Raw genomic sequence first — 22,403 nt, forward strand, 5'->3', positions numbered from 1 at the left:
CGCTCATGTTTTATCGGGTAGCCGACCACCACAGCGTCGGACACAGCTAACTCACAACGAAGATCAAGGAGTCACCCATGAGCAATCTCGCCTTGTGGTCGCGTCCGGCGTGGGACACCGACCGGTGGCTGCGGGACTTTTTCGGTCCGGCGTCCGCCGACTGGGCCCGAACCGTTTCCGAGCCTACGACCAGCGGCTTTAACCCCGCGGCCGAAATCCTCAAAGACGGCGAGGACGCGGTAGTGCGGTTGGAACTGCCGGGAGTGGACGTCGAGAAGGACGTCAACGTCGAGGTGGACAAGGGCCGCCTGGTCATTCACGGCGAACACCGTGACGAACACGCCGAAGAAGAGCACGGCCGCACGCTGCGGGAGATTCGCTACGGGTCGTTCCGCCGGTCGTTCCAGCTGCCGGCGCACGTCACCGGCGACGCCATTTCCGCGTCGTACGACGCCGGAGTGCTGACCGTGCGGGTCACCGGCGCCTACGCCGGGGCGCAGCCGCAGCGCATCGCCATCACCAAGTAGCGCGACCAGACACAAAGACCCCGGCACGCCCGGCGTGTCGGGGGCTTTTGTGACTGCTCGGCATCAGCGCCAGCGGGCGAGCAATTCGTTGGCGCGGGCCGACAGCGCGGACTGCAAGAACGGGCCGAAGCTGATCCGGGCCACACCGAGCGGGCCGAACGAAGCCGGGTCGTCCTGGTCTGGCACCGCGATCGCGTTGACCGGCAGGGGCAAGTCAGTTGCCAAGCGCCGCAACGTCTCCGGGTCATGACGGGCCACCGGGTAGAGCACGTCGGCACCGGCTTCGGCGGCCTCGGTGAGCCGTGCCACGGCCAGCTCGACCCGGTCCTCGGGGTCGCCTTCCTGGCGTAGGAACACGTCCGTTCGCGCGTTGATCACGACGTGCACGCCCGCCGCGTCGGCGGCGGAGCGCAACTCACCCACCAACCCGGCGTGCTCGGCCGAGGACCGCAGGCGTCCGCCCTCGGAGTGCACGGTGTCTTCGATGTTCAGCCCGACGGCACCAACGCCCAGCAGGCCCTCGATCAGCCGCGCGGCCGGCAGTCCGTAGCCGGACTCGATGTCGACCGAGACCGGCAATTCGACCGCCGCGGTGATCTGCGCGACCCGGGCCAGCACGTCGTCGAACGACATGCCCTCGCTGTCGGGTTTGCCAACCGAGTCGGCCAGCGGGTGGCTGCCCACCGTCAGTGCCGCGAATCCGGCCGCTGCGGCCAACTTCGCCGACCACGCGTCCCACACCGTGGGCAGCACCACCGGGTTCCCCGGTTGATGTAGCTGCAGTAGCACCCGGGCCTGTTCGGCCAATTCCAGCGGCATGGGCACAAAGTCACTTTCTCGGCAGCGAGACTCAACTTGTCCGGTGTCCGGCTCCGACAGCGGATAGTATCGACTGGCGTACTGTGATCCGTAACACCTTCGGCCCGGGGAGCATCGTTTGTCCACTGCCACTGAACTCACCGAACTGCACGACCTGATGCGGGGGCTGCGGCGGTGCGTAACCTCGCTGAAGTCGCGGTACGGGGACAATCCCGCGACACGGCGCATCGTCATCGACGCCGAACGAATCCTCACTGACATCGAATTACTCGACAACGATGTCGCCGAATTGGACCTGACGAGGGCCACGATCTACCAATCCAGCGAGAAGATCGCCATCCCGGACACCCAGTACGACACCGACTTCTGGCGCGATGTCGACGACGAGGGTGTCGGAGGTCACAGCAGGTATTAGTCGCCCCGACTGCGAGGCCCAACTGAGAAGCCCGACTAAGGAGCGGGCGTTCATTCTGTGTACCCTTCGAGCTACAGCCCGTTCGAAGAGGAACAACACATTAGATGAGCGCACCAACGGCGAGCCGTTCTGAGTCCGGCGTCTTTTCAGCTACCCGCGCCCGGATTGGGCAGAAGACCCTCCGCACCGACAGGTGGTGGCTGCAGCCGCTGAGGATCAACCTCGGCTTCGCTGCATTCGTCATCTACGCGACAGCGCGGGCTTTCCAGCAGGACTACTTCTACGTACCGAAGTACCACTACCTGACGCCGTTCTATTCTCCGTGCGTCAGCAAGGCCTGCGGTGAGGCCAGTGAATTCTGGCCGCAGATTCTGCCGGATGTGTGGTGGCTGCCGTACGCGGCGCTGACCCTGCCGTTCCTGCTGCTGTTCCGGTTGACCTGCTACTACTACCGCGGCGCCTACTACCGCACGGTCTGGCAGTCGCCCACCGCCTGCGCGGTGGCCGAGCCCCGCGTCCACTACACCGGCGAAACCAAGTTCCCGCTGATCATCCAGAACACCCACCGGTATTTCTTCTACATCGCCGGCATCATCTCGGTGATCAACACCTGGGACGCCATCGCCGCCTTCCACAGCGAGGACGGCCCGGGCGGATTCGGTTTCGGCTTGGGCAATCTCGTGCTGCTCGGCAACGTCATCATGCTGTGGACCTACACGCTGTCCTGCCACTCCTGCCGGCACGTCACCGGCGGCCGGCTCAAGCACTTCTCCAAGCACCCTGTGCGGTATTGGATCTGGACTCAGGTCAGCAAAATCAACGAGCGGCACAAGATGTACGCGTGGATCACGCTCGGCACCCTGATGTTCACCGACTTCTACATCTTGCTGGTGTCCAGCGGCACCATCTCCGACTTGCGATTCATCGGCCATTGAGTCGGCCGCTGACAGCCCGTCGGTCGAATCGCGAACGAAAATCCATAATTTGAGCGAGGTTTCATGGTTGAGGTCGAAAGGCACGCGTACGACGTTGTCGTAATCGGTGCCGGCGGCGCAGGGTTACGCGCGGTCATCGAAGCGCGCGAACGCGGCCTGAAGGTCGCGGTGGTGACCAAGTCCCTGTTCGGCAAGGCCCACACGGTGATGGCCGAGGGTGGCTGCGCTGCGTCCATGGGCAACGCCAACCCGAAAGACAACTGGCAGACCCACTTCGGCGACACCATGCGGGGTGGCAAGTTCCTCAACAACTGGCGGATGGCCGAGCTGCACGCCAAGGAGGCGCCGGACCGCGTCTGGGAACTGGAGACCTACGGCGCACTCTTCGACCGGACCGCAGACGGCCGGATCAGCCAGCGCAACTTCGGCGGGCACACCTACCCGCGGCTGGCCCACGTCGGTGACCGCACCGGCCTGGAGCTGATCCGCACCATGCAGCAGAAGATCGTCTCGCTGCAGCAGGAGGACTTCGCCGAGTTCGGTGACTACGAGGCCCGGATCCGGGTGTTCGCCGAGTGCACGGTCACCGAGTTGCTGAAGGACGGTGACGCGATCGCCGGGGCGTTCGGCTACTGGCGCGAGAGCGGCAACTTCGTCCTGTTCGAGGCGCCCGCGGTGGTGCTGGCGACCGGCGGCATCGGCAAATCGTTCAAGGTCACCTCGAACTCGTGGGAGTACACCGGCGACGGGCACGCGCTGGCGCTGCGTGCCGGTGCGACGTTGATCAACATGGAGTTCGTCCAGTTCCATCCGACGGGCATGGTGTGGCCGCCGAGTGTGAAGGGGATCCTGGTCACCGAGGGTGTCCGTGGCGACGGCGGAGTACTGAAAAATTCCGAGGGAACCCGGTTCATGTTCGGCTACATCCCGCCGGTCTTCAAAGGGCAGTACGCCGAAGACGAGCAAGAGGCCGACCAGTGGCTCAAGGACAACGACTCGGCCCGTCGTACCCCCGACCTGCTGCCCCGCGACGAGGTGGCACGCGCGATCAACTCCGAGGTCAAAGCCGGCCGCGGCACGCCGCACGGCGGGGTCTACCTGGACATCGCATCCCGGCTGACCCCGGCGGAGATCAAGCGCCGGCTGCCGTCGATGTACCACCAGTTCATGGAACTGGCCGAGGTCGACATCACCAAAGAGCCGATGGAGGTCGGGCCCACCTGTCACTACGTGATGGGTGGCATCGAGGTCGACGCCGACACCGGCGCGGCCAAGGTCCCCGGACTGTTCGCCGCGGGTGAATGCTCCGGCGGCATGCACGGCTCCAACCGGCTGGGTGGCAATTCGCTGTCCGACCTGCTGGTCTTCGGCCGGCGCGCCGGGCTGGGGGCGGCCGACTACGTGCGGGCCCTGAAGAGCCGCCCGTCGGTCTCCGACCAGGCCATCGACGCCGCAGCGAACTTCGCCCTCAAGCCGTTCGCCGGCCCGACCGACGGCTCGGCTCCGGAGAATCCCTACGCACTGCAGATGGATCTGCAGCACGTGATGAACGACCTCGTCGGCATCATCCGCAAAGAGGAAGAGATCACCCGCGCCCTGAAGCTGCTCAAGGAGCTGTGGACGCGGTACCAGAACGTCCACGTCGAAGGTGGACGCCAGTACAACCCGGGCTGGAACCTGGCGATCGACCTGCGCAACATGCTGATGGTCAGCGAGTGCGTGGCCAAGGCGGCGCTCACGCGTACCGAGAGCCGGGGCGGACACACCCGCGACGACCACCCGAGCATGGATTCCAGCTGGCGAAACACGCTGTTGGTGTGCACGGAGGCCTCGCAGGATGAGGTGGAGACCACCGGCGACCACATCAACATCACCCGCCAGGAGCAGATCCCGATGCGGCCAGACCTGCTCGAGCTCTTCAAGGTCTCCGAATTGGAGAAGTACTACACCGCGGAAGAGCTGGCCGAGCACCCGGAACGGAGAGCGTAATGGCGTACAACGCGAGCATGCGGGTCTGGCGCGGCGACGAAAGTGGCGGTGGGCTCGAGGAATTCACCGTCGAGGTGAACGAGGGTGAGGTGGTCCTCGACGTCATCCACCGCCTGCAGCAGACTCAGACGCCCGACCTCGCGGTGCGCTGGAACTGCAAGGCAGGCAAGTGCGGGTCCTGCTCGGCGGAGATCAACGGCAAGCCGCGCCTGATGTGCATGACGCGGATGTCGACGTTCGAGGAGAACGAGGTCGTCACCGTCACGCCGATCCGCACCTTCCCGGTGATCCGCGACCTGGTGACCGATGTGTCGTTCAACTACGAAAAGGCGCGCGAGATACCGTCATTCACCCCGCCCAAGGAGTTGCAGCCGGGCGAGTACCGGATGGCCCAGGTCGATGTCCAGCGGTCGCAGGAGTTCCGCAAGTGCATCGAGTGCTTCCTGTGCCAGAACGTCTGTCACGTCATCCGTGACCACGAGGAGAACAAAGAGGCATTCGCCGGTCCGCGCTTCCTGATGCGGATCGCCGAACTCGACATGCACCCGCTGGACACGGTGGACCGGCAGAAGCAGGCTCAGGAAGAGCACGGGCTGGGCTACTGCAACATCACCAAGTGCTGCACCGAGGTTTGCCCCGAGCACATCAAGATCACCGACAACGCGCTGATTCCGATGAAAGAACGGGTCGCCGACCGCAAGTACGACCCCGTCGTCTGGCTGGGCAATAAACTTTTCCGTCGCTGAGCTCTGTTAGCGTTCACCGGCCCGGGGTACAACCGTAGGTGTTGACCCCGAACCGGGGTTCAGCACTGCCCGCGATAGGAAGGCAGGTTGCGATGCCAGAAGCTGCAAGCATCAATGAAATTCGCACCGCGATCCGGGAACTGACGGTTCGAGCGGACCTCGCGCACAAAGAAGGTCGCCACGATGACGCGATCGAGATCGAACAGCGCATCGCCGGCTACCGGGCCGAATTGGGCGAGCGGCCCTAGAACGGGTTGCGCCCGGTGGCGCTAGACGCCGAGGCGCCGAAAAACGCTGCGATGGAAGACGATCGGAGCCACCTCGGCGTCCACGGTGACCTCGCTGACCCGTAGCACGACGATGGTGTGGTCGCCGGCCGGGATCAATTGCTCGATCGCACTTTCCAGCCACAGCGCGGTGCCTTTGATGAAGACGGCACCGGACTCGCGGGATTCGGTGTCCAGCCCGGCGAACCGGTCGCCGGTCTTGGCGGCCAGGGTGCGGGCGGCCGCATCGTGCGCCTCGCCGAGCACGCTGATGCCGAGCATCGGCGCGCTCTTGAGCCTGGGCCAGGTGGTCGAGGTGTTCTGCACGCAGAAGGACACCAGCGGCGGCTCCAGCGACACGGGCACGAACGTGCTGGCGGCGAGGCCTTCGCGTACGCCGTTCACCTCGGCGGCTATCGCGATGACCCCGGACGGGAAGTGGCCGAAAGCCTCACGCAGTGACGTCGGCGTCAGCTTGTTGTTCACACTCACCGGACTTCATTCGCTCCTCGAGCCGAGAACGGGATTCTCGCTTTCGACCCTACCCGGCGCGTATCCGTGTGCGGCAGCCACATCCGGGTGTGCGCGCACCCGGCTCTTCCAGGCATTGCGGCCGTAGACGGAGTGGATCGGATCCGTCGGGTCGGGCGCCGGGCGCGCGCGTTCGGCCAGCTCGGCGGGCAACGACAGCACCGGCAACTGCGCCTGCAGCGCCGGGTTGAAGAAGTAGGGCACCGAGATCCGCTCGGCACCCGCGTCGGCCAGATTCACCCGGTGTTCGGTGGCACGCAGGTAGCCCCCGGTGGCCACCTCGAGCAACTCACCGATGTTGACGACGAAAGCGCCGTCCACCGGTGGGACGTCGACCCAGCGATCCTGCCCCGGAGACCGTCGTACCTGCAGGCCCCGGCTGCCCGGCTCGGCCAGCAGCAGCGTGAGCACCCCGGAGTCCTTGTGAGCGCCGACGCCCTGCGGGGATGCGGCGTGCGCCGGGTACCGGATGATCTTGATCAGCGTTGCGGGCCGGTCGGCAAAGGCCTCGTCGAAGACGTCCGGCGGGGCGCCGAGGGCGGCCGCCCAGTGCCGCAGCAACGTGCGCGCTACGCCGGACAACGCAGCATCCCACTGCGCGACGATGCCCGGCAGATCAGGCATGGCGGCCGGCCACTGGTTGGGGCCCTGCAGCCATAGATAGTCGGGCCGGCCGGGTCCGCCGATGGGCGGACGCTCCGGGCCGATGTCGATCTGCTCGCGCCAGTCGACTTCGCCCCGGGTCAACTCCCCACCCAGCCGGGTGTAGCCACGGAAGTGCGGGCTGCGCACCATCGCGATGGCATCCTTCTCGGCCTGCGGCAGCGCAAACAGCCGCCGCGCCGCATCGAGCACCCGGGCCACCAGCCCGGCGGGAACCCCGTGACCGAGCAGATAGAAGAAGCCCACCTCGTGTGCGGCCCGCCGCAGACTGGCGCGCAGCCGGTCGGAATCGGCCCCCAGATCCACTATCGGAAGGGCCGTGACGCTCCCCACATTCGACATCCGCTCCATCATCGCCGCAGGTAAGCAGGTATGCCAGGGCTGCGATCAGCCGTATCCCAACCGGTTGGTTAGTTAGACCGTGAAATGTTCCTCACATCGACTTGCGTTGAACAACGAAGCCGAGATATTTTAACGGTGTTACTGGTGGGTAACTTAGACCTAGTACCCAACCACAGGTGGCATTCTCAACGAGGAGGACCGTAGTGAGCCACTACAAGAGCAACGTTCGTGACCAGGAATTCAACCTGTTCGAGGTGCTGGGTGTTGACAAGGCCTTAGGCCAGGGTGAATTCAGCGACCTGGACGCCGACACCGGCCGCGAGATCCTGGCGGAGGTGGCCCGGTTGGCCGAAGGGCCCGTCGCCGAATCTTTCATCGAAGGTGACCGCAACCCGCCGACCTTCGACCCCAAGACTTTCTCGGTGACCCTGCCGGAGTCGTTCAAGAAGTCCGTCAACGCGGTGATCGACGCCGGCTGGGACAAGGCGGGCCTCGACGAGGCGCTGGGCGGCATGCCGATGCCCAAGGCGCTGATGTGGGCCATCAACGAGCACATCCTCGGCTCCAACCCGGCAGTGTGGATGTACGCCGGCGGCGCCGGTTTCGCCCAGATCCTCTACCACCTCGGTACCGAGGAGCAGCGGAAGTGGGCCGTGCTGGCCGCCGAGCGGCGCTGGGGTTCGACCATGGTGCTGACCGAGCCGGATGCCGGCTCGGACGTCGGCGCCGGCCGCACCAAGGCTGTCCAGCAGGAGGACGGCACCTGGCACATCGACGGTGTGAAGCGCTTCATCACCTCGGGTGACTCCGGCGACCTGTTCGAGAACATCTTCCACCTGGTCCTGGCCCGCCCCGAGGGTGCCGGCCCGGGCACCAAGGGACTTTCGCTCTTCTTCGTGCCCAAGTTCCTGTTCGACCCCGAGACGGGCGAGCCGGGCGAGCGCAACGGCGTGTACGTCACCAACGTCGAGCACAAGATGGGCCTGAAGGTTTCGGCCACCTGTGAGCTGTCCCTCGGCCAGCACGACAAGCCCGCCATCGGCTGGCTGGTCGGCGAGGTGCACGACGGCATTGCGCAGATGTTCGAGGTGATCGAGCAGGCCCGCATGATGGTGGGCACCAAAGCCATCGCCACCCTGTCCACCGGATACCTGAATGCGCTGGAGTACGCCAAATCCCGCGTCCAGGGTGCCGACCTGACCCAGATGACCGACAAGACGGCTCCCCGGGTCACCATCACGCACCACCCCGACGTGCGCCGGTCGCTCATGACCCAGAAGGCATACGCCGAGGGCCTGCGGGCGCTGTACCTGTACACCGCCACGTTCCAGGACGCGGCGGTCGCCGAGGCGGTGCACGGGGTGACCCCGGAGCTGGCCGCCAAGATCAACGACCTGCTGCTCCCGATCGTCAAGGGCGTCGGCTCCGAGCAGGCTTACGCCAAGCTCACCGAGAGCCTGCAGACCTTCGGTGGGTCCGGCTTCCTGCAGGACTACCCGGTCGAGCAGTACATCCGGGACGCCAAGATCGACTCCCTGTACGAAGGCACCACCGCCATCCAGGCGCAGGACTTCTTCTTCCGCAAGATCGTGCGCGACAAGGGCGTGGCCCTGGCGCACGTGTCGGGCGAGATCCAGAAGTTCGTCGACAGCGAGTCCGGCAACGGGCGGCTCAAGAGCGAGCGGGCGCTGCTGGCCAAGGCACTCACCGACGTCCAGGCGATGGCTGCCTCGCTGACCGGCTACCTGATGGCCGCTCAGGAGGACGTCACCAGCCTGTACAAGGTGGGCTTGGGTTCGGTGCGGTTCCTGATGAGCGTCGGTGATCTGGTCATCGGCTGGTTGCTGCAGCGTCAGGCCGCCGTGGCGATCGAGGCCCTGGACGCCGGAGCCGACGGTGCCGAGCGGTCCTTCTACGAGGGCAAGATCGCGGTCGCGTCGTTCTTCGCGAAGAACTTCCTGCCGCTGTTGACCAGCACCCGCGAGGTGATCGAGACCCTGGACAACGACATCATGGAGCTCGACGAAGCCGCTTTCTGAGTAGCTACGACGAAAATCCCCCCGCTGCGGCGGGGGGATTTTTGCGTTTGGCGGCAATTCCGTTGGGCCCGCCGGCGCGACACTGACACCACACACACGACACGCCGTGAAGGGTGTGCGCACGTTCAATCTCGGCGCAAGCGCCGGGTCACATAGCGGGGTGCGGGACGGAGCGGCCGGAACGCAAAAAGACCGCCGCTGGATCCCCTCACTCCAGCGGCGGCCCTTCTCGTTCGCCCGTCCACGCTGACCGGCAATCGATCCAGGGATTGCCCCGCGTTGCCGTCGGGGTCGGGGGGTCAGACCACAACACGGGGCTATCCGTTCGAGCGGTTACCCATATGTGCGCGTGCCTAACCAAATAAATCCAAAATTTGACCGGTGATTTTCAGCACGCCGTCAGGCCTCGAGAATCGCTGCCACGCCCTGTCCGCCCGCCGCGCAGATCGAGATCAGCGCGCGCACCTGGCCGCCCGTTTCGGCCTTCTTCTGCGCCAGTTGCTTGGCCGTCTGCGCCAGGATGCGCCCGCCGGTGGCCGCAAACGGATGCCCCGCGGCCAGTGACGACCCGTTGACGTTCAGTTTGGACCGGTCGATGGAGCCCAGCGCAGCGTCGAGCCCCAGCCGCTCCTTGCAGTACTCCTCGGACTCCCACGCCTGCAGGTGCGCCAGCACCACCGAAGCGAACGCCTCGTGGATCTCGTAGAAGTCGAAATCCTGCAGGCTCAGGCCGTTGCGCGCGAGCAGGCGCGGCACCGCGTAGGTGGGCGCCATCAACAGTCCGTCATAACCGTTGACGTAGTCGACGGCGGCGGTCTCGGAGTCCACCAGGAAGGCCAGCGGCGCCACGTTGTGGTCGGCCGCCCACTGCTCGGTGGCCAGCAACGCCACCGAGGCGCCGTCGGTCAGCGGGGTCGAGTTGCCGGCGGTCATGGTCGCGTCGCCGGCCTTCACCCCGAACACCGGGCGCAGGGTGGCGAGCTTCTCCGGACTGGAATTGGGCCGCAGGTTGTCGTCGCGGTACAGGCCCAGGAAGGGCGACACCAGGTCGTCGAAGAACCCGCGGTCGTAGGCGTCGGCCATGTTGCGGTGGCTGGCCGCGGCCAATTCGTCCTGGTCGACGCGCTTGATCCCCATCTCCTTGGCGGTGACTGCGGCGTGCTCGCCCATCGACTTGCCGGTGCGTGGCTCGCTGTTGGCCGGGATCTCGATACCCAGGTTGGCCGGCAGGGTGCCCACCAGCTTCAGCCGCTGCACGTTGGACTTGGCACGCCGCAGCTTGAGCAGGGTGCGGCGAAGGTCGTCGCCCAGTCCGATCGGCGGGTCGGAGGTGGTGTCCACGCCCCCGGCCGCCGCAACGTCATAGCGGCCCGCCGCAATGCCGTCTGCGGCCGCGATGGCCGCCTGCAGACCGGTGCCGCAGGCCTGCTGGATGTCGAAGGCCGGAGTGTGCGGGTTCAGTTCCGAACCGAGCACGCATTCGCGCATGAGATTGAAGTCACGGCTGTGCTTGAGCACCGCGCCACCGACCACCGCGCCCAGGCGCTCGCCCCGCAGGTTGAACCGGTCCACCAGTCCGCCCAGGGCCGCGGTGAACATGTCCTGGTTGGACGCGTCCGCGTAGGCGCCGTCCGAGCGTGCGAAGGGGATGCGGTTGCCGCCGAGTACTGCGACGCGGCGCTTGGTCTGGTCACTGGCAGGGGCCACTGTTGTCTCCGTCGATCGCCGGTAGTCCGGGGGGTTAGTTTTGGGGTATCAGCGTTTCGCAGGCAATACTACCCAGTGTTCTTACTCTCAAGTAAGTTCCTCCCCTGACACGGAAGGCAAGCTCAGTGGCACCCAAGGTCTCGCCCGATCTGTTCTCCCAGGTGGTCAACTCCGGCCCCGGATCGTTCCTGGCCAAGCAACTTGGAGTCCCTCAACCCGAGACGCTGCGCCGGTACCGGCCCGGCGACCCGCCGCTGGCCGGGTCGCTGCTGATCGGCGGTGCGGGCCGGGTTGCCGAGCCGCTGCGGGCGGCGCTGGACTCCGACTACGACCTGGTGGGCAACAACCTGGGCGGACGATGGGCGGACTCGTTCGGCGGCCTGGTGTTCGACGCCACCGGCATCACCGAGCCGACCGGCCTCAAGGCCTTGCACGACTTCTTCACTCCCGTCGTGCGCAACCTCGGCCCGTCGGCGCGGGTCGTGGTGGTAGGCACCACGCCCGACGCGATCGAGAGCCCACACGAGCGCATCGCTCAACGCGCACTGGAGGGCTTCACCCGCTCGGTCGGCAAGGAACTGCGCCGCGGCGGCACCTCGGCGCTGGTGTACCTGGCGCCGGACGCCAAACCGGCCGCCACCGGCCTGGAATCCACCATGCGGTTCATCCTCTCGGCCAAGTCGGCCTACGTCGACGGCCAGGTGTTCTACGTCGGCGCGGCCGACTCGACGCCGCCGGCCGACTGGGACCGGCCGCTGGACGGCAAGGTCGCGATCGTCACCGGGGCCGCGCGCGGCATCGGCGCCACCATCGCGGAGGTGTTCGGCCGGGACGGCGCCCGCGTGGTCGCGATCGACGTGGAGTCGGCCGCCGAGGCGCTGGCGGAGACCGCGAGCAAGGTGGGCGGCACCCCGTTGTGGCTGGACGTCACGGCCGAGGACGCGGTCGAGAAGATCTCCGAGCACCTGCGCGACCACCACGGCGGCAAGGCCGACATCCTGGTGAACAACGCCGGCATCACCCGCGACAAACTGCTGGCCAACATGGATGACGCCCGCTGGGACGCCGTGATTGCCGTCAATCTGCTTGCGCCGCTGCGGCTCACCGAAGGACTGGTGGCCAACGGCACCCTCGCCGACGGCGGCCGGGTGATCGGGTTGTCGTCGATCGCCGGGATCGCGGGCAACCGCGGCCAGACCAACTACGGCACCACCAAGGCCGGCATGATCGGCATCACCCAGGCACTGGCTCCGCAACTGGCCGAAAAGGGCATCACCATCAACGCGGTGGCGCCCGGCTTCATCGAGACCGAGATGACGGCCGCCATCCCGCTGGCCACCCGCGAGGTGGCCCGCCGAATGAACTCGATGCTGCAGGGCGGCCAGCCCGTCGACGTCGCCGAGACCATCGCCTATTTCGCGAGCCCGGCCTCGAACGCCGTGACGGGCAATGTGATCCGGGTCTGCGGCCAGGCGATGATCGGGGCCTGACAGTGAACCAACCCAGTGGGCTTCGCAACATGCTGCGGGCAGTGGCCGGGGCGCTGCCGGTAGTGTCCCGGTCCGACCAGCTGCCCAACCGCACCGTCACGGTCGAGGAACTGCCGATCGACGCCGCGAACGTGGCCGCTTACGCGGCGGTCACCGGGCTGCGCTTCGGCAACAACGTGCCGCTGACGTATCCCTTCGCGCTCACCTTCCCGTCGGTGATGTCGTTGGTGACCGGCTTCGACTTCCCGTTCTCCGCAATGGGTTCGGTGCACACCGAGAACCAGATCACGCAGTACCGGCCGATCTCGGTGACCGACACGGTCGGCGTGCGGGTGCACGCCGAGAACCTGCGCGAGCACCGCAAGGGTCTGCTGGTCGACCTGGTCACCGACGTCAGCGTCGGCAACGAACCGGCGTGGCACCAGGTGACCACCTTCCTGCACCAGCAGCGCACCAGCCTGTCCGACGAGCCCAAGCCGCCGCCGCAGAAGCAGCCCAAGCTGCCGCCGCCGTCGGCGGTGCTGCGCATCACCCCGTCGCAGATCCGTCGTTACGCCGCAGTCGGCGGCGACCACAATCCGATCCACACCAACTCGGTGGCCGCCAAGCTGTTCGGCTTCCCCACCGTCATCGCTCACGGAATGTTCAGTGCCGCAGCGGTCTTGGCAAATATCGAAGCCCACTTCCCGGATGCCGTGCGGTATTCGGTGCGGTTCGGCAAGCCGGTGCTGTTGCCGGCGACCGCGGGGCTCTACATCGACGAGCGCAAAGTCGATGGGCAAGACGGATGGGAGTTGTCGCTGCGCCACATCTCCAAGGGCTACCCGCACCTGACGGGGACGGTTCAGCCCCTCTAGCCCGCCCGGTCGTCCAGCCGCCTGCGACGCCGGCGCAGCGCGAGCGTGTCCAGGGCGTGCGCTCCGACCGCGGTGACGGCGAACACGAGCAGCATCCAGATCGGCGGCCGCGCCAACTCCCAGACGAACAGCGCCGCCCAGATCGGCGAGCCCTGCGTCACCGCAAGCACCCCGGCGGCGGCGCCCAGCGAGATCACCGGCCCGTGCAGGTGCGTTCCCGCCACCTGATTGAGGCTCAGCACCAGCAGGGTCCCGGCCGCCGCCCCGGTGGCCAGCGACGGGGTGAGCAGGCCGCCGGCGCCGCCGGCGCGCAGGAACAGCGCCGTCAGCACCGGTTTGAGCGCCAGGATGACGGCCGCTGATGCCAGTGTCATGCCGGAGGCGAGGCTGACGGTGAGCACGCTCTTGCCGTTGCCGGGCAGTTCGGGCCACCAGTGCGAACAGATTCCGGTCAGCAACCCGGCGCCGGCCAGGGCGGGGATCAGCACCCAGGATCGGATGAGTTGCGCCGGGCGCGCTGCGGCGATGATCTTGTTGAACACCCAGCCCACCGCGAAGGCGACCGGCGCCAGGGCCAGCCCGTGCGCACTCAGCAGGTACGCGGATTCCGCACTGGGCCAATGTAGTTCGTTCTGGTCGTGGGTGACCGCCGAGCCGACCGCGACGGCCAGGCTCGACGTGATCAACGCGGCGCCGACAGCGCGCAGCCGCCAGGTGTTCAGCAGGATCCGCAATGTGAAGAGCGCACCGGCCAGCGGGACTGCGTACACCGCGCCGAGCCCGGCGCCGGCGGCGCAGGCCAGCAGGATCTCCCGGTCGCCCGGCGACAGCCTCTTCAGCCAGGACGTGCCGAAATCGCCTAGCACAGCCGCGAATTGGCGCGGCGCGCCTTCGCGGCCCAGGGAGGCGCCGGAGCCGACCAGGACCACCTGAAGCAGGGCGTCGATGCTCCAGGTCAGCCGCGGCACCCGTTCGTGCCGGGCGATGGTGCCCGCCAGCGGCGGCACCGGCACTCGGCGCCGCAGTAGCCACCAGCCCAGGCCGGCCAGTGCCGCGCCGATCATAGGGCCCACCGCCCGCCGGACCGGGCTGCTGCCGGTGATCCCGTCGAGCAGCGAGCCGAAAGTGTAGTGATACGTGAGGTGTTCGACCGAACGCAGCACCACCGTGGTGGTCAACCCGGCCAGACCGGCCAGCAGGCCCACGATGACGACCGCACAGAAGAAGGCACAGAAATAGTCCGGGCCGGGCTTGCGGGGCACGCCTGCCGACAATACGGCCACCGAAGCGGTTGCGCACCGGTTGCCGGCGGTCCATGATGACGCATGTTTGCCAGGGTCCGGCCGGTCGCCGGCGCCGTTCTGCTGGTCGCGCTAATGACAGCCAGGCTCCCCGTCGCCCGGGCCGAACCGGCCGCCTTCGTGGTGCTGCAGGACGTCGACCCGACGATCGAGGCGGATATCCGCTACTACACACCACACAACTTCACCGGCGATCCGGTCGACGGCTATCGCGCCCCGCTGTGCATTCTGACCCGCGTGGCAGCGGAAGGGCTGCACCGCGCCCAGCAGCAGCTGATCCCACGCGGCTACACGCTCAAAGTGTACGACTGCTACCGGCCGCAGCGGGCCGTCGACGACTTCGTCAGGTGGGCAGGCGATCTCGCCGATCAACGGATGAAGGCCGAGTTCTACCCGCGCGTCGACAAGGCGGTTCTGTTCCGCGACGGATACATCGACTCCCGCTCGGGGCACAGCCGGGGCAGCACCGTCGATCTCAGCGTGGTACGGCTGCCCGCCGCGCCGACCGCGCCGTATGTTCCGGGCCAGCCGCTCGTCGATTGCACGGCCCCGGCAGCGGCGCGGTTCCCCGATGACTCGATCGACATGGGCTCGGGTTTCGACTGTTTCGATCCGCTCGCGCACACCCAGGCGATCCAGGGGTACCAGCTGGAGAATCGGATGCTGCTGAAAGATGTTCTACAGCAACAGGGCTTCGTCAACTATGCGAACGAATGGTGGCACTACACCTATCAGCCGGAGCCCTACCCGGACACCTACTTCGACTTCCCAGTCGACCGATCCTCGGTTTCCTAGCCGATGACGGCGCCGGACCCTTCGCGATCGGGCGGCGCCCCCCGCAGGCCGGCCCAGAACAGGTCGATCATCATGGCGGCGGCGGCATCGACGTCAATGTCACCGGTGCTCAGCCGGCTGGCCACCGCCTCACCGGCGCCCACCAAAGCCACTGCCATGATTTCGATTTCGGCGTCCGAGCGCGGGCTGCGGGTACCGGCCCGCACCAGCCCAGCCACCAGTTCGATGATCTGCTCGCGGCCCTCTCGCACGGTGTGGGCGAACGCCTGCGAGCTGGTGGCCTGGGTGTACATGACGATCCAGGACGCGCGGTTCTCGTCGATGTAACGCAGGAACGCGACAATAGTGTTGCGCAGCAGATCTTTTGGACTCTGCGTGAAGTCGATATCGGCGCGCACCGCGTCGATGAAGCGGCTCATCTCCCGGTTCAGGCAGGCGCCGAAGAGGTCTTCCTTGGAGCCGTAGTAGAGGTAGAGCATCGGCTTGGAGATCTCGGCGGCTGCGGCGATCGTGTCCATCGACGTCTCGTGGTAGCCGTTGACCGAGAACATCTGTACAGCGGCATCGAGCATCTGCTGCTCGCGGACAGCACGCGGTAACCGCTTGGTACCACCCGCCATCGCTATCCCCTATCTATTCCCATCAAGGGTAAGCACTTTCCGTCAGCGGCCACACTGGGCCGTAACGCCCTTCATGGCCGCCACCCGGACCAGCGAGGCGTCCACCTGCTGCACCGGCAGATCGCCGGCGTTGACCGCCTGCTCGAGCCGGTCGAGCACGGCGGGCACCTCCTTGGTGGTCACCCACAGCGCGATGTCGGTGCCGGCCTGCAGCGTCTTGAGCACCGCCTCCGTCACCCCGAACCGGTCGGAGATGGCCGCCATGCTCGACACGTCGTCGCTGAACACCGGGCCGTTGAACGGCGGTCCGCCGTAGCCGGTGCCGCCGCGCAGCAGGTCGAGCGCGGCCTTGCTCAGGCTGGCCGGGTCACTGCCGGTCAACCCGGGCACCTGCATGTGACCGACCATCACCGCCACCGGGATGGCGTTGAGCAGGGTGCGGTACGGCACCAGGTCGTTGGCGATCAGGTCCGACAGCGGCGGCGTGGTGACCCCGCCGGTGTGCGAGTCACCGGAGCCGTGGCCGTGCCCGGGAAAGTGCTTGAGCACCGGCAGCAGCTTCGCGTCGCGCAGACCCTGGGCGTAGGCGCCGGCGTATTCGGTGACCTTCGCCGGATCCGCGCCGAACGAGCGGTCGCCGATCACGCTGTCGTCGGGCTCGTCGGTCACGTCGACCACCGGCGCGAAGTCGACGGTGAAACCGAGTTCCTTCATCTTGCGGCCCCGGGTCAGTGCCAGGTCGTGCACCTGCTGGGCCGTCATCGTCTGCGCCATCTCCTTGGCGGTCGGGCCGCGGCCGTCCAGCAGCGTCCGCAGCCGCGACACCCGGCCGCCCTCTTCGTCGACCCCGACCGCAAGCGGCAGCGGACTGGCGGCGTTGGCGATCTCGGCCAGCGGGCCGGGCAGCATGCTCAGGTCGGTGTCACTGCCGATGAGGATGCCGCCGACGTGGAAGTCGGTGACCACGGCCCTGGCATCGGCGGCGTCACGCACCCCGACCATCAGCAGCTGGGCCAGCTTGTCGCGCAGGTTGGGGATCTTGCCCGGGACGTCGGGCGGGTCGGCGCACACCCGGGGACCCGGCGCAGCCGCCGGGGTGGAGCTGGAACTCGGGGAGCCGGAGCTGCTGGTGGCCGACGACTTGCCCGGCTTGGTCCCGCCGTGGCAGGCGACGACCAGCATCGACGCGGCGGCAAGGACGGCCAGGGTGCGCGGAAAAGCCATCCGGACATGCTGTCACGGGCGTTTCACCGCCGGGTTCTGGGGGCGTGGGGGTGACGCTCGCCGTCTCGGGTGGCGACGGGGCGCCCGCTCAGCCGGAACCGGTGCCGGTGGTGATGTCCACGGTGGTCCAGTACGGCGACCGATGCCCGACGTCCTTCTGCTAGGTTCGGGTACATGAACCGGATCGTCGCGCCCGCTGCCGCCAGTGTGGTTGTCGGCCTGCTGCTCGGCGCGGCCGCGGTCTTCGGCGTCACCTTGATGGTCCAGCAGGACACGAAGCCGCCACTGCCCGGGGGCGATCCGTCGTCATCGGTGCTCAACCGGGTCGAGTACGGCAACCGTAGCTAGCGAACCGAAGGGCGAGCTTTCGGCCCTGTCGCGTCGCTGGCTGCTGTTGGTCGGAGCCGTATCGCTGGCTCTGTCGTTCCTGCAGTCACCTGGCCAGGTCTCCCCCGACACCAAACTGGACCTCACCGCCAACCCGCTGCGCTTCCTCGCCCGTGCCACCAACCTGTGGAGCAGCGACCTGCCGTTCGGCCAGACGCAGAACCAGGCTTACGGCTATCTGTTTCCGCATGGCACGTTCTTCCTGATCGGCCACGCGCTCGGCGTGCCCGGCTGGGTCACCCAGCGCTTGTGGTGGGCGCTGCTGTTGACGGTGGGTTTCTGGGGCATGCTGCGGGTCGCCGAGGCTCTGGGCATCGGCAGCCCGAGCTCCCGGCTGCTGGGCGCCGTCGCGTTCGCGCTGTCGCCGCGGGTGCTGACCACGCTGGGATCGATCTCCTCGGAAACGCTGCCGATGATGCTCGCGCCCTGGGTGCTGCTGCCGACGATTCTCGCCCTGCGGGGTGATTCACGGCGCTCCGCCCGGGTGCTGGCCGCACAGGCGGGGATCGCGGTGGCGCTCATGGGCGCCGTGAATGCGATCGCGACGCTGGCCGGTTGCCTGCCGGCGGCGATCTGGCTGGCCGCGCACCGGCCCAATCGGCGCTGGCTGCGCTACGCCGCGTGGCTGGCGGTGGCGCTGGTGCCGGCGGTGCTGTGGTGGGTGGTGGCGCTGAGCCAGTTGCGCGGCGTCAGCCCGCCGTTTCTGGACTTCATCGAATCCTCGGGCGTGACGACGCAGTGGTCGTCGCTGGTGGAGCTGCTGCGCGGAACCGACAGCTGGACCCCGTTCGTGGCGCCCACCGCGACGGCGGGGGCGCCGCTGGTGACCGGGCCGGTGGCGATTCTGGGCACCTGCCTGGTCGCCGGGGCCGGGCTGGCCGGGTTGGCCGGTACCGCGATGCCGGCCCGCGGCCGGCTGGTCACGATGCTGCTGGTCGGCGTGACGTTGCTGGCGGTCGGCTACAGCGGTGGGCTGGGATCGCCGGTCGCTCATCAGGTACAGGCGTTCCTGGACGGCGCCGGCACCCCGCTGCGCAACGTGCACAAGCTGGGGCCGGTGGTGCGGATTCCGCTGGTGCTCGGTTTCACACACCTGCTGGGCCGGATTCCGCTACCGGGCAGCGCGCCCAAGGCGACGTGGCTGGCCGCGTTTGCTCATCCGGAGCGGGACCGCCGGGTGGCGGTGGGGATCGTCGCGCTCGTCGGGCTGATGGTCAGCACCGCGCTGGGCTGGTCGGCACGCCTGACCCCGCCCGGCACGTTCAGCGCGCTGCCCGACTACTGGCATGAGGCGGCCGACTGGCTCACCGCCCACCGGGACGGGCGGGTGCTGGTGGTGCCCGGCGCTCCCTTCGCGACCCAGGTGTGGGGCACCAGTCACGACGAGCCACTGCAGGTGCTGGGCAGCAGTGCCTGGGGGGTACGCGACTCGATTCCGCTGACACCGCCGCAGACCATTCGCGCGCTGGATTCGGTGCAACGACTGTTCGCCGCCGGGCGGTCGTCCGCCGGCCTTGCCGACACCCTTGCCCGACAAGGCATTTCGTATGTGGTGGTGCGCAACGATCTGGACCCCGAATCGTCGCGGTCAGCCCGGCCCATCCTGGTGCACCGCGCCATCGCGGGGTCACCGGGGCTGACCGAGGTGGCCGAGTTCGGGGCCCCGGTGGGCCCCGGACTGCTGGCCGGCTTCGTCAACGACTCCGGGTTGCGACCGCGGTACCCGGCCGTGCAGATCTACCGGGTGGGCACCGACGGCAATGCCGGCGCGCCCTACTTCACCGACGCTGCGCGACTGCCCCGCGTCGACGGTGGGCCCGAAGTGCTGCTGCGACTGGACGAACGACGGCGGCTGCTGGGCGGGCCGCCGCTGGGTCCGGTGCTGATGACGGCCGACGCCCAGGCCGCCGGGCTACCGACGCCGGTGGTCACCGTCACCGACACCCCGTTGGCCCGCGAGACCGACTACGGGCGCGTCGACCTGCACTCGTCGGCGATCCGGGCGCCGGGAGACGCCCGGCACACCTTCAACCGGGTGCCGGACTACCCCGTCCCCGGCGCCGACACCGTCTACGGGAGCTGGACCGGCGGCCGCATCACGGTGTCGAGTTCGTCGTCGGATGCCACGGCCCTGCCCGATGTCGCGGTGGCGACCTCCCCTGCCGCCGCCGTCGACGGCGACCCGGCCACCGCCTGGGTGTCCAACGCCCTGCAGGCCGCCGTCGGACAGTGGCTCCAGGTCGATTTCGATCATCCGGTGACCAACGCGGTCCTCACCCTCACACCTAGCGCATCGGCCGTCGGCGCGCAGGTGCGCCGCATTCTGGTGGAGACGGCCAACGGCAGCACCACGTTGCGGTTCGACGAATCCGGCAAGCCGTTGAGCGTCGCACTGCCGGTCGGTGAGACGCCGTGGGTGCGGATCACCGCCGCCGGCACCGATGACGGATCGGCCGGGGTGCAGTTCGGGATCACCGACCTGACGGTCACTCAGTACGACGCGTCCGGTTTCGCCCATCCGGTGCAGTTGCGGCACACGGTGTCGGTGCCGGGGCCGCCGCCCGGCGCGACGATCGCGGGCTGGGACCTGGGCGCCGAACTCCTGGGCCGGCCCGGTTGCGCGCCGGGACCTGTCAGCATGCACTGCGCGGCGTCGATGGCGCTGGCCCCCGAGGAGCCGGTCAACATGAGTCGCACCTTGACGGTGCCGGCCCCGGTATCGGTGACGCCGACGGTGTGGGTCCGCCCGCGGCAGGGCCCCAAACTGGCCGACTTGATCGCAGAGCCCAATACCGCTCGGGCGTACGGAGATTCGGACCTGGTCGAGGTGCCCGGCTCGGCGTATGCGGCGACCGACGGCGATCCGGCGACGGCCTGGACAGCTCCGCAGCGGGTGGTGCAGTACAAGACGCCCGCGACGCTCACCCTCAAGCTGCCGCGGGCCACCGAGGTGACCGGGCTGCGGCTGGCGCCCAGCCGCACGACGCTGCCCGCCCATCCGACCATGGTGGCGGTGGATCTCGGCGACGGGCCGCAGGTGCAGGCGGTGGATCCGGGCCGCGACGTCCAGACGCTGACACTGCACCCCCGGGTGACCGACTCCGTCACGGTGAGCCTGCTCGATTGGCAGGACATCATCGACCGCAACGCGCTGGGCTTCGACCAGCTCAAGCCACCCGGGCTGGCCGAGATGGTGGCGCTGGGCGCCGACGGCAGCCCGATCGCGGCGGCCCGCGGTGGCGCAGCCGCGCGCTCGCGGGAGGTTTTCGTCGACTGCGAACACGGTCCCGTGCTCGCGGTCGCGGGCAGATTCCTGCACACCTCGATCCGGACCACGGCGGGGGCCCTGCTGGACGGTGCGCCGATCGCGGCGCAGCCCTGTGAACCGGGGCCTATCGAGTTGCCGGCAGGCCGGCAGGAGTTGCTGATCAGTCCGGGGGCGGCTTTCGTAGTGGACGGCGCGTGGCTGCCCGTGCTGCCCCAATCACCAGCTGCACCAGTCATTTCCGCCGAGCTTGGAGCCTGGGGAGCGGCCCGGCGTGAGGTGCGGGCGCCGGCCTCGGGAAGCGAGCGGGTGCTGGTGATTCCGGAGAGCATCAATCCCGGGTGGGTGGCCCGCGCGAGCAACGGAGCGCGTCTGACGCCGGTGGCGGTCAACGGGTGGCAGCAGGGTTGGGTGGTGCCCGCCGGAGCCGCGGACACGATCACGCTGACCTTCACCTCGAATGCGATCTATCGAGCCGGTCTCGGTGTGGGGTTGAGCTTGTTGCCGCTGCTGGCGGTGCTGGCGTTCTGGCGGCGCAGAGTCGGGGGCGACGACGGGCCGCCGGCGGCACCGTGGCGTCCCGGCCCCTGGGCCGGGGTCGCCGTGCTCGGAGCGGGGGCGATGATCGCCGGTCTGCCCGGCGCTCTGGTGGTCGGGGCCTTGCTCGCCGTGCTGCATGTCGCGCCGGACCGGTGGCGCGAGGGGCTGGCGGTCGGCCTGAGCGCCGGTGGCATCGTGTTGGCCGGCGCGGTACTGTCGCGCCATCCGTGGCGCTCGGTCGACGGTTACGCGGGACATTCGGCCAGTGTTCAACTGCTGGCGCTGATTTCGCTCGCCGCGGTGGCTACCTCGGTGGTGGTAATGCCACGGCGGTCAAAGACTGCGGGGCCCGATCTGCTCCACTGAGCCGTCGAGCGCCATCAGCCAGGTCTCTACGTCGATTCCAGGATGGCGGCGCAGCGCCTCCTCGCGGAACGTACCGAGAATCCGTTCGTGCGTGGCCGTCTCACGTTCCGGGGTTGAGATCGCATCGGGGCCGTAGGCGATCTGCACCGCGCCACAGTCGCGATGGTTGACCACGAAAATGCCGTTGATCGAGTGCAATTCGATGGATGCAGCCAGGTTGTCCCAGAACGTGTTGTGCCACGCCTCCCAGTGCTGGGACACCGCGCCCGCTGCGGCACCGGCCAGAGCGAACTGGCTGTACCGGTTCACCAGGCCCCGTCCCAGCATGTACTCATTGGTGGGATTCACGAACCGAGGGTCGATGCACATCAACAGCATGGCGTCATAGCTCGCCGGCGGGATCTCCGGTGCTGCCGCGGCTCTCGGCGCAGCCGCGGCCGCCGCTCCCAAACCCGCCATCGCCAACATCCGGCGACGGCCGACAACGCGGTTTAGGAATTCAGCTTTGTGCAATTCTCTGCTCGACTTTCTGGCGCCGGAAAGAGCGGACGATACGACGCAGAGGACCATACAGGTGAA

20 protein-coding genes are annotated in these 22,403 nt (G+C 67.9%); 12 read left to right on the forward strand and 8 right to left on the reverse strand.

Annotated elements, in window-relative coordinates; genetic code table 11:
- The first annotated feature begins 77 nt into the window (after nt 1-77).
- Nucleotides 78-527, forward strand: a complete 450-nt coding sequence (locus tag QXK92_RS16910) for an Hsp20/alpha crystallin family protein (protein WP_306243058.1) — start codon at nt 78-80, stop codon at nt 525-527.
- 63 nt (nt 528-590) lie between these two features.
- Here the strand turns inward: QXK92_RS16910 and QXK92_RS16915 are convergent, their stop codons facing one another.
- Entirely contained in the window at nt 591-1,346 is a 756-nt protein-coding gene (locus tag QXK92_RS16915; RefSeq protein ID WP_306243060.1) for an isocitrate lyase/phosphoenolpyruvate mutase family protein, read from the reverse strand.
- A 118-nt stretch (nt 1,347-1,464) separates the two neighbouring features.
- Between QXK92_RS16915 and QXK92_RS16920 the strand changes: the two genes are divergently transcribed.
- From QXK92_RS16920 to QXK92_RS16940, 5 genes are all read left to right on the forward strand, one after another.
- Nucleotides 1,465-1,761: a hypothetical protein gene (locus QXK92_RS16920; RefSeq protein WP_306243062.1), complete on the forward strand. Its 297-nt coding sequence runs from the start codon at nt 1,465-1,467 to the stop codon at nt 1,759-1,761.
- Between the two features lie 104 nt (nt 1,762-1,865).
- The gene (locus QXK92_RS16925) at nt 1,866-2,696 is read left to right on the forward strand and encodes a hypothetical protein (RefSeq protein ID WP_306243064.1); all 831 of its coding nucleotides are present in this window, start codon (nt 1,866-1,868) and stop codon (nt 2,694-2,696) included.
- Nucleotides 2,697-2,759: 63 nt separating this feature from the next.
- Nucleotides 2,760-4,685 (forward strand): fumarate reductase/succinate dehydrogenase flavoprotein subunit, encoded by a 1,926-nt coding sequence (locus QXK92_RS16930; RefSeq protein WP_306243066.1) that lies wholly within the window; start codon nt 2,760-2,762, stop codon nt 4,683-4,685.
- Nucleotides 4,685-5,431, forward strand: a complete 747-nt coding sequence (locus tag QXK92_RS16935) for a succinate dehydrogenase/fumarate reductase iron-sulfur subunit (RefSeq protein WP_306243068.1) — start codon at nt 4,685-4,687, stop codon at nt 5,429-5,431. Before QXK92_RS16930 ends, QXK92_RS16935 begins: the two co-directional genes overlap by 1 nt.
- A 92-nt stretch (nt 5,432-5,523) precedes the next feature.
- Nucleotides 5,524-5,679 (forward strand): hypothetical protein, encoded by a 156-nt coding sequence (locus tag QXK92_RS16940; protein WP_306243069.1) that lies wholly within the window; start codon nt 5,524-5,526, stop codon nt 5,677-5,679.
- A 21-nt stretch (nt 5,680-5,700) separates the two neighbouring features.
- On the opposite strand, the gene QXK92_RS16945 is transcribed toward QXK92_RS16940, so the two are convergent.
- Together QXK92_RS16945 and QXK92_RS16950 are read right to left on the reverse strand one after the other, a co-directional pair.
- Nucleotides 5,701-6,189 carry a flavin reductase family protein gene (locus QXK92_RS16945; RefSeq protein WP_306243071.1) on the reverse strand — a complete coding sequence of 163 codons (489 nt, stop codon included), beginning with the start codon at nt 6,187-6,189 and terminating at the stop codon, nt 5,701-5,703.
- A 6-nt stretch (nt 6,190-6,195) separates the two neighbouring features.
- Entirely contained in the window at nt 6,196-7,233 is a 1,038-nt protein-coding gene (locus tag QXK92_RS16950) for an isopenicillin N synthase family oxygenase (protein ID WP_306243074.1), read from the reverse strand.
- A 203-nt stretch (nt 7,234-7,436) separates the two neighbouring features.
- Here QXK92_RS16950 and QXK92_RS16955 point away from each other — a divergent pair, with 203 nt between their 5' ends.
- Nucleotides 7,437-9,272 (forward strand): acyl-CoA dehydrogenase, encoded by a 1,836-nt coding sequence (locus QXK92_RS16955; protein ID WP_306243076.1) that lies wholly within the window; start codon nt 7,437-7,439, stop codon nt 9,270-9,272.
- Nucleotides 9,273-9,671: 399 nt separating this feature from the next.
- Here QXK92_RS16955 and QXK92_RS16960 read toward each other — a convergent pair whose 3' ends face one another.
- A complete protein-coding gene (locus QXK92_RS16960; RefSeq protein WP_306243078.1) occupies nt 9,672-10,979 on the reverse strand; it encodes an acetyl-CoA C-acetyltransferase in 1,308 nt (435 codons plus the stop codon).
- A gap of 125 nt (nt 10,980-11,104) precedes the next feature.
- Between QXK92_RS16960 and QXK92_RS16965 the strand changes: the two genes are divergently transcribed.
- Nucleotides 11,105-12,469 carry a 3-oxoacyl-ACP reductase gene (locus QXK92_RS16965; protein ID WP_306243080.1) on the forward strand — a complete coding sequence of 455 codons (1,365 nt, stop codon included), beginning with the start codon at nt 11,105-11,107 and terminating at the stop codon, nt 12,467-12,469.
- Nucleotides 12,470-12,471: 2 nt separating this feature from the next.
- Nucleotides 12,472-13,326, forward strand: a complete 855-nt coding sequence (locus QXK92_RS16970; protein ID WP_306243081.1) for a MaoC/PaaZ C-terminal domain-containing protein — start codon at nt 12,472-12,474, stop codon at nt 13,324-13,326.
- Here the strand turns inward: QXK92_RS16970 and QXK92_RS16975 are convergent.
- Nucleotides 13,323-14,588: a chloride channel protein gene (locus QXK92_RS16975; protein ID WP_306243083.1), complete on the reverse strand. Its 1,266-nt coding sequence runs from the start codon at nt 14,586-14,588 to the stop codon at nt 13,323-13,325. The genes QXK92_RS16970 and QXK92_RS16975 overlap by 4 nt on opposite strands.
- Before the next feature lie 63 nt (nt 14,589-14,651).
- On the opposite strand from QXK92_RS16975, the gene QXK92_RS16980 reads away from it, so the two are divergent.
- Nucleotides 14,652-15,422 carry a M15 family metallopeptidase gene (locus tag QXK92_RS16980; RefSeq protein WP_306243085.1) on the forward strand — a complete coding sequence of 257 codons (771 nt, stop codon included), beginning with the start codon at nt 14,652-14,654 and terminating at the stop codon, nt 15,420-15,422.
- On the opposite strand, the gene QXK92_RS16985 is transcribed toward QXK92_RS16980, so the two are convergent.
- Entirely contained in the window at nt 15,419-16,042 is a 624-nt protein-coding gene (locus tag QXK92_RS16985) for a TetR/AcrR family transcriptional regulator (protein WP_306243087.1), read from the reverse strand. The two genes, QXK92_RS16980 and QXK92_RS16985, sit on opposite strands and share 4 nt — an antisense overlap.
- A 42-nt stretch (nt 16,043-16,084) precedes the next feature.
- Nucleotides 16,085-17,266: a glycoside hydrolase family 3 N-terminal domain-containing protein gene (locus QXK92_RS16990; protein ID WP_306243088.1), complete on the reverse strand. Its 1,182-nt coding sequence runs from the start codon at nt 17,264-17,266 to the stop codon at nt 16,085-16,087.
- Nucleotides 17,267-17,440: 174 nt separating this feature from the next.
- Here QXK92_RS16990 and QXK92_RS16995 point away from each other — a divergent pair, with 174 nt between their 5' ends.
- Together QXK92_RS16995 and QXK92_RS17000 are read left to right on the forward strand one after the other, a co-directional pair.
- Nucleotides 17,441-17,614, forward strand: a complete 174-nt coding sequence (locus QXK92_RS16995) for a DUF2613 domain-containing protein (protein ID WP_306243089.1) — start codon at nt 17,441-17,443, stop codon at nt 17,612-17,614.
- A 25-nt stretch (nt 17,615-17,639) separates the two neighbouring features.
- The gene (locus QXK92_RS17000) at nt 17,640-21,824 is read left to right on the forward strand and encodes an alpha-(1->3)-arabinofuranosyltransferase (protein WP_306244490.1); all 4,185 of its coding nucleotides are present in this window, start codon (nt 17,640-17,642) and stop codon (nt 21,822-21,824) included.
- Here QXK92_RS17000 and QXK92_RS17005 read toward each other — a convergent pair.
- Nucleotides 21,792-22,283 (reverse strand): carbonic anhydrase, encoded by a 492-nt coding sequence (locus QXK92_RS17005; RefSeq protein WP_306243090.1) that lies wholly within the window; start codon nt 22,281-22,283, stop codon nt 21,792-21,794. The two genes, QXK92_RS17000 and QXK92_RS17005, sit on opposite strands and share 33 nt — an antisense overlap.
- Between the last annotated feature and the right edge of the window lie 120 nt (nt 22,284-22,403).

The organism is Mycobacterium sp. TY815, assembly GCF_030755135.1.
Lineage (GTDB): Bacteria > Actinomycetota > Actinomycetes > Mycobacteriales > Mycobacteriaceae > Mycobacterium.

Bases quoted from the DNA above. Each gene is read 5' to 3' on its own strand.
- QXK92_RS16940 (WP_306243069.1), top strand. From the start codon at position 5,524: ATGCCAGAAGCTGCAAGCATCAATGAAATTCGCACCGCGATCCGGGAA.
- QXK92_RS16990 (WP_306243088.1), bottom strand. From the start codon at position 17,266: ATGGCTTTTCCGCGCACCCTGGCCGTCCTTGCCGCCGCGTCGATGCTG.
- QXK92_RS17005 (WP_306243090.1), bottom strand. From the start codon at position 22,283: ATGGCGGGTTTGGGAGCGGCGGCCGCGGCTGCGCCGAGAGCCGCGGCA.
- QXK92_RS16910 (WP_306243058.1), top strand. From the start codon at position 78: ATGAGCAATCTCGCCTTGTGGTCGCGTCCGGCGTGGGACACCGACCGG.
- QXK92_RS16930 (WP_306243066.1), top strand. From the start codon at position 2,760: ATGGTTGAGGTCGAAAGGCACGCGTACGACGTTGTCGTAATCGGTGCC.
- QXK92_RS16985 (WP_306243087.1), bottom strand. From the start codon at position 16,042: ATGGCGGGTGGTACCAAGCGGTTACCGCGTGCTGTCCGCGAGCAGCAG.
- QXK92_RS16915 (WP_306243060.1), bottom strand. From the start codon at position 1,346: ATGCCGCTGGAATTGGCCGAACAGGCCCGGGTGCTACTGCAGCTACAT.
- QXK92_RS16995 (WP_306243089.1), top strand. From the start codon at position 17,441: ATGAACCGGATCGTCGCGCCCGCTGCCGCCAGTGTGGTTGTCGGCCTG.
- QXK92_RS16950 (WP_306243074.1), bottom strand. From the start codon at position 7,233: ATGTCGAATGTGGGGAGCGTCACGGCCCTTCCGATAGTGGATCTGGGG.
- QXK92_RS16925 (WP_306243064.1), top strand. From the start codon at position 1,866: ATGAGCGCACCAACGGCGAGCCGTTCTGAGTCCGGCGTCTTTTCAGCT.
- QXK92_RS16980 (WP_306243085.1), top strand. From the start codon at position 14,652: ATGTTTGCCAGGGTCCGGCCGGTCGCCGGCGCCGTTCTGCTGGTCGCG.
- QXK92_RS16935 (WP_306243068.1), top strand. From the start codon at position 4,685: ATGGCGTACAACGCGAGCATGCGGGTCTGGCGCGGCGACGAAAGTGGC.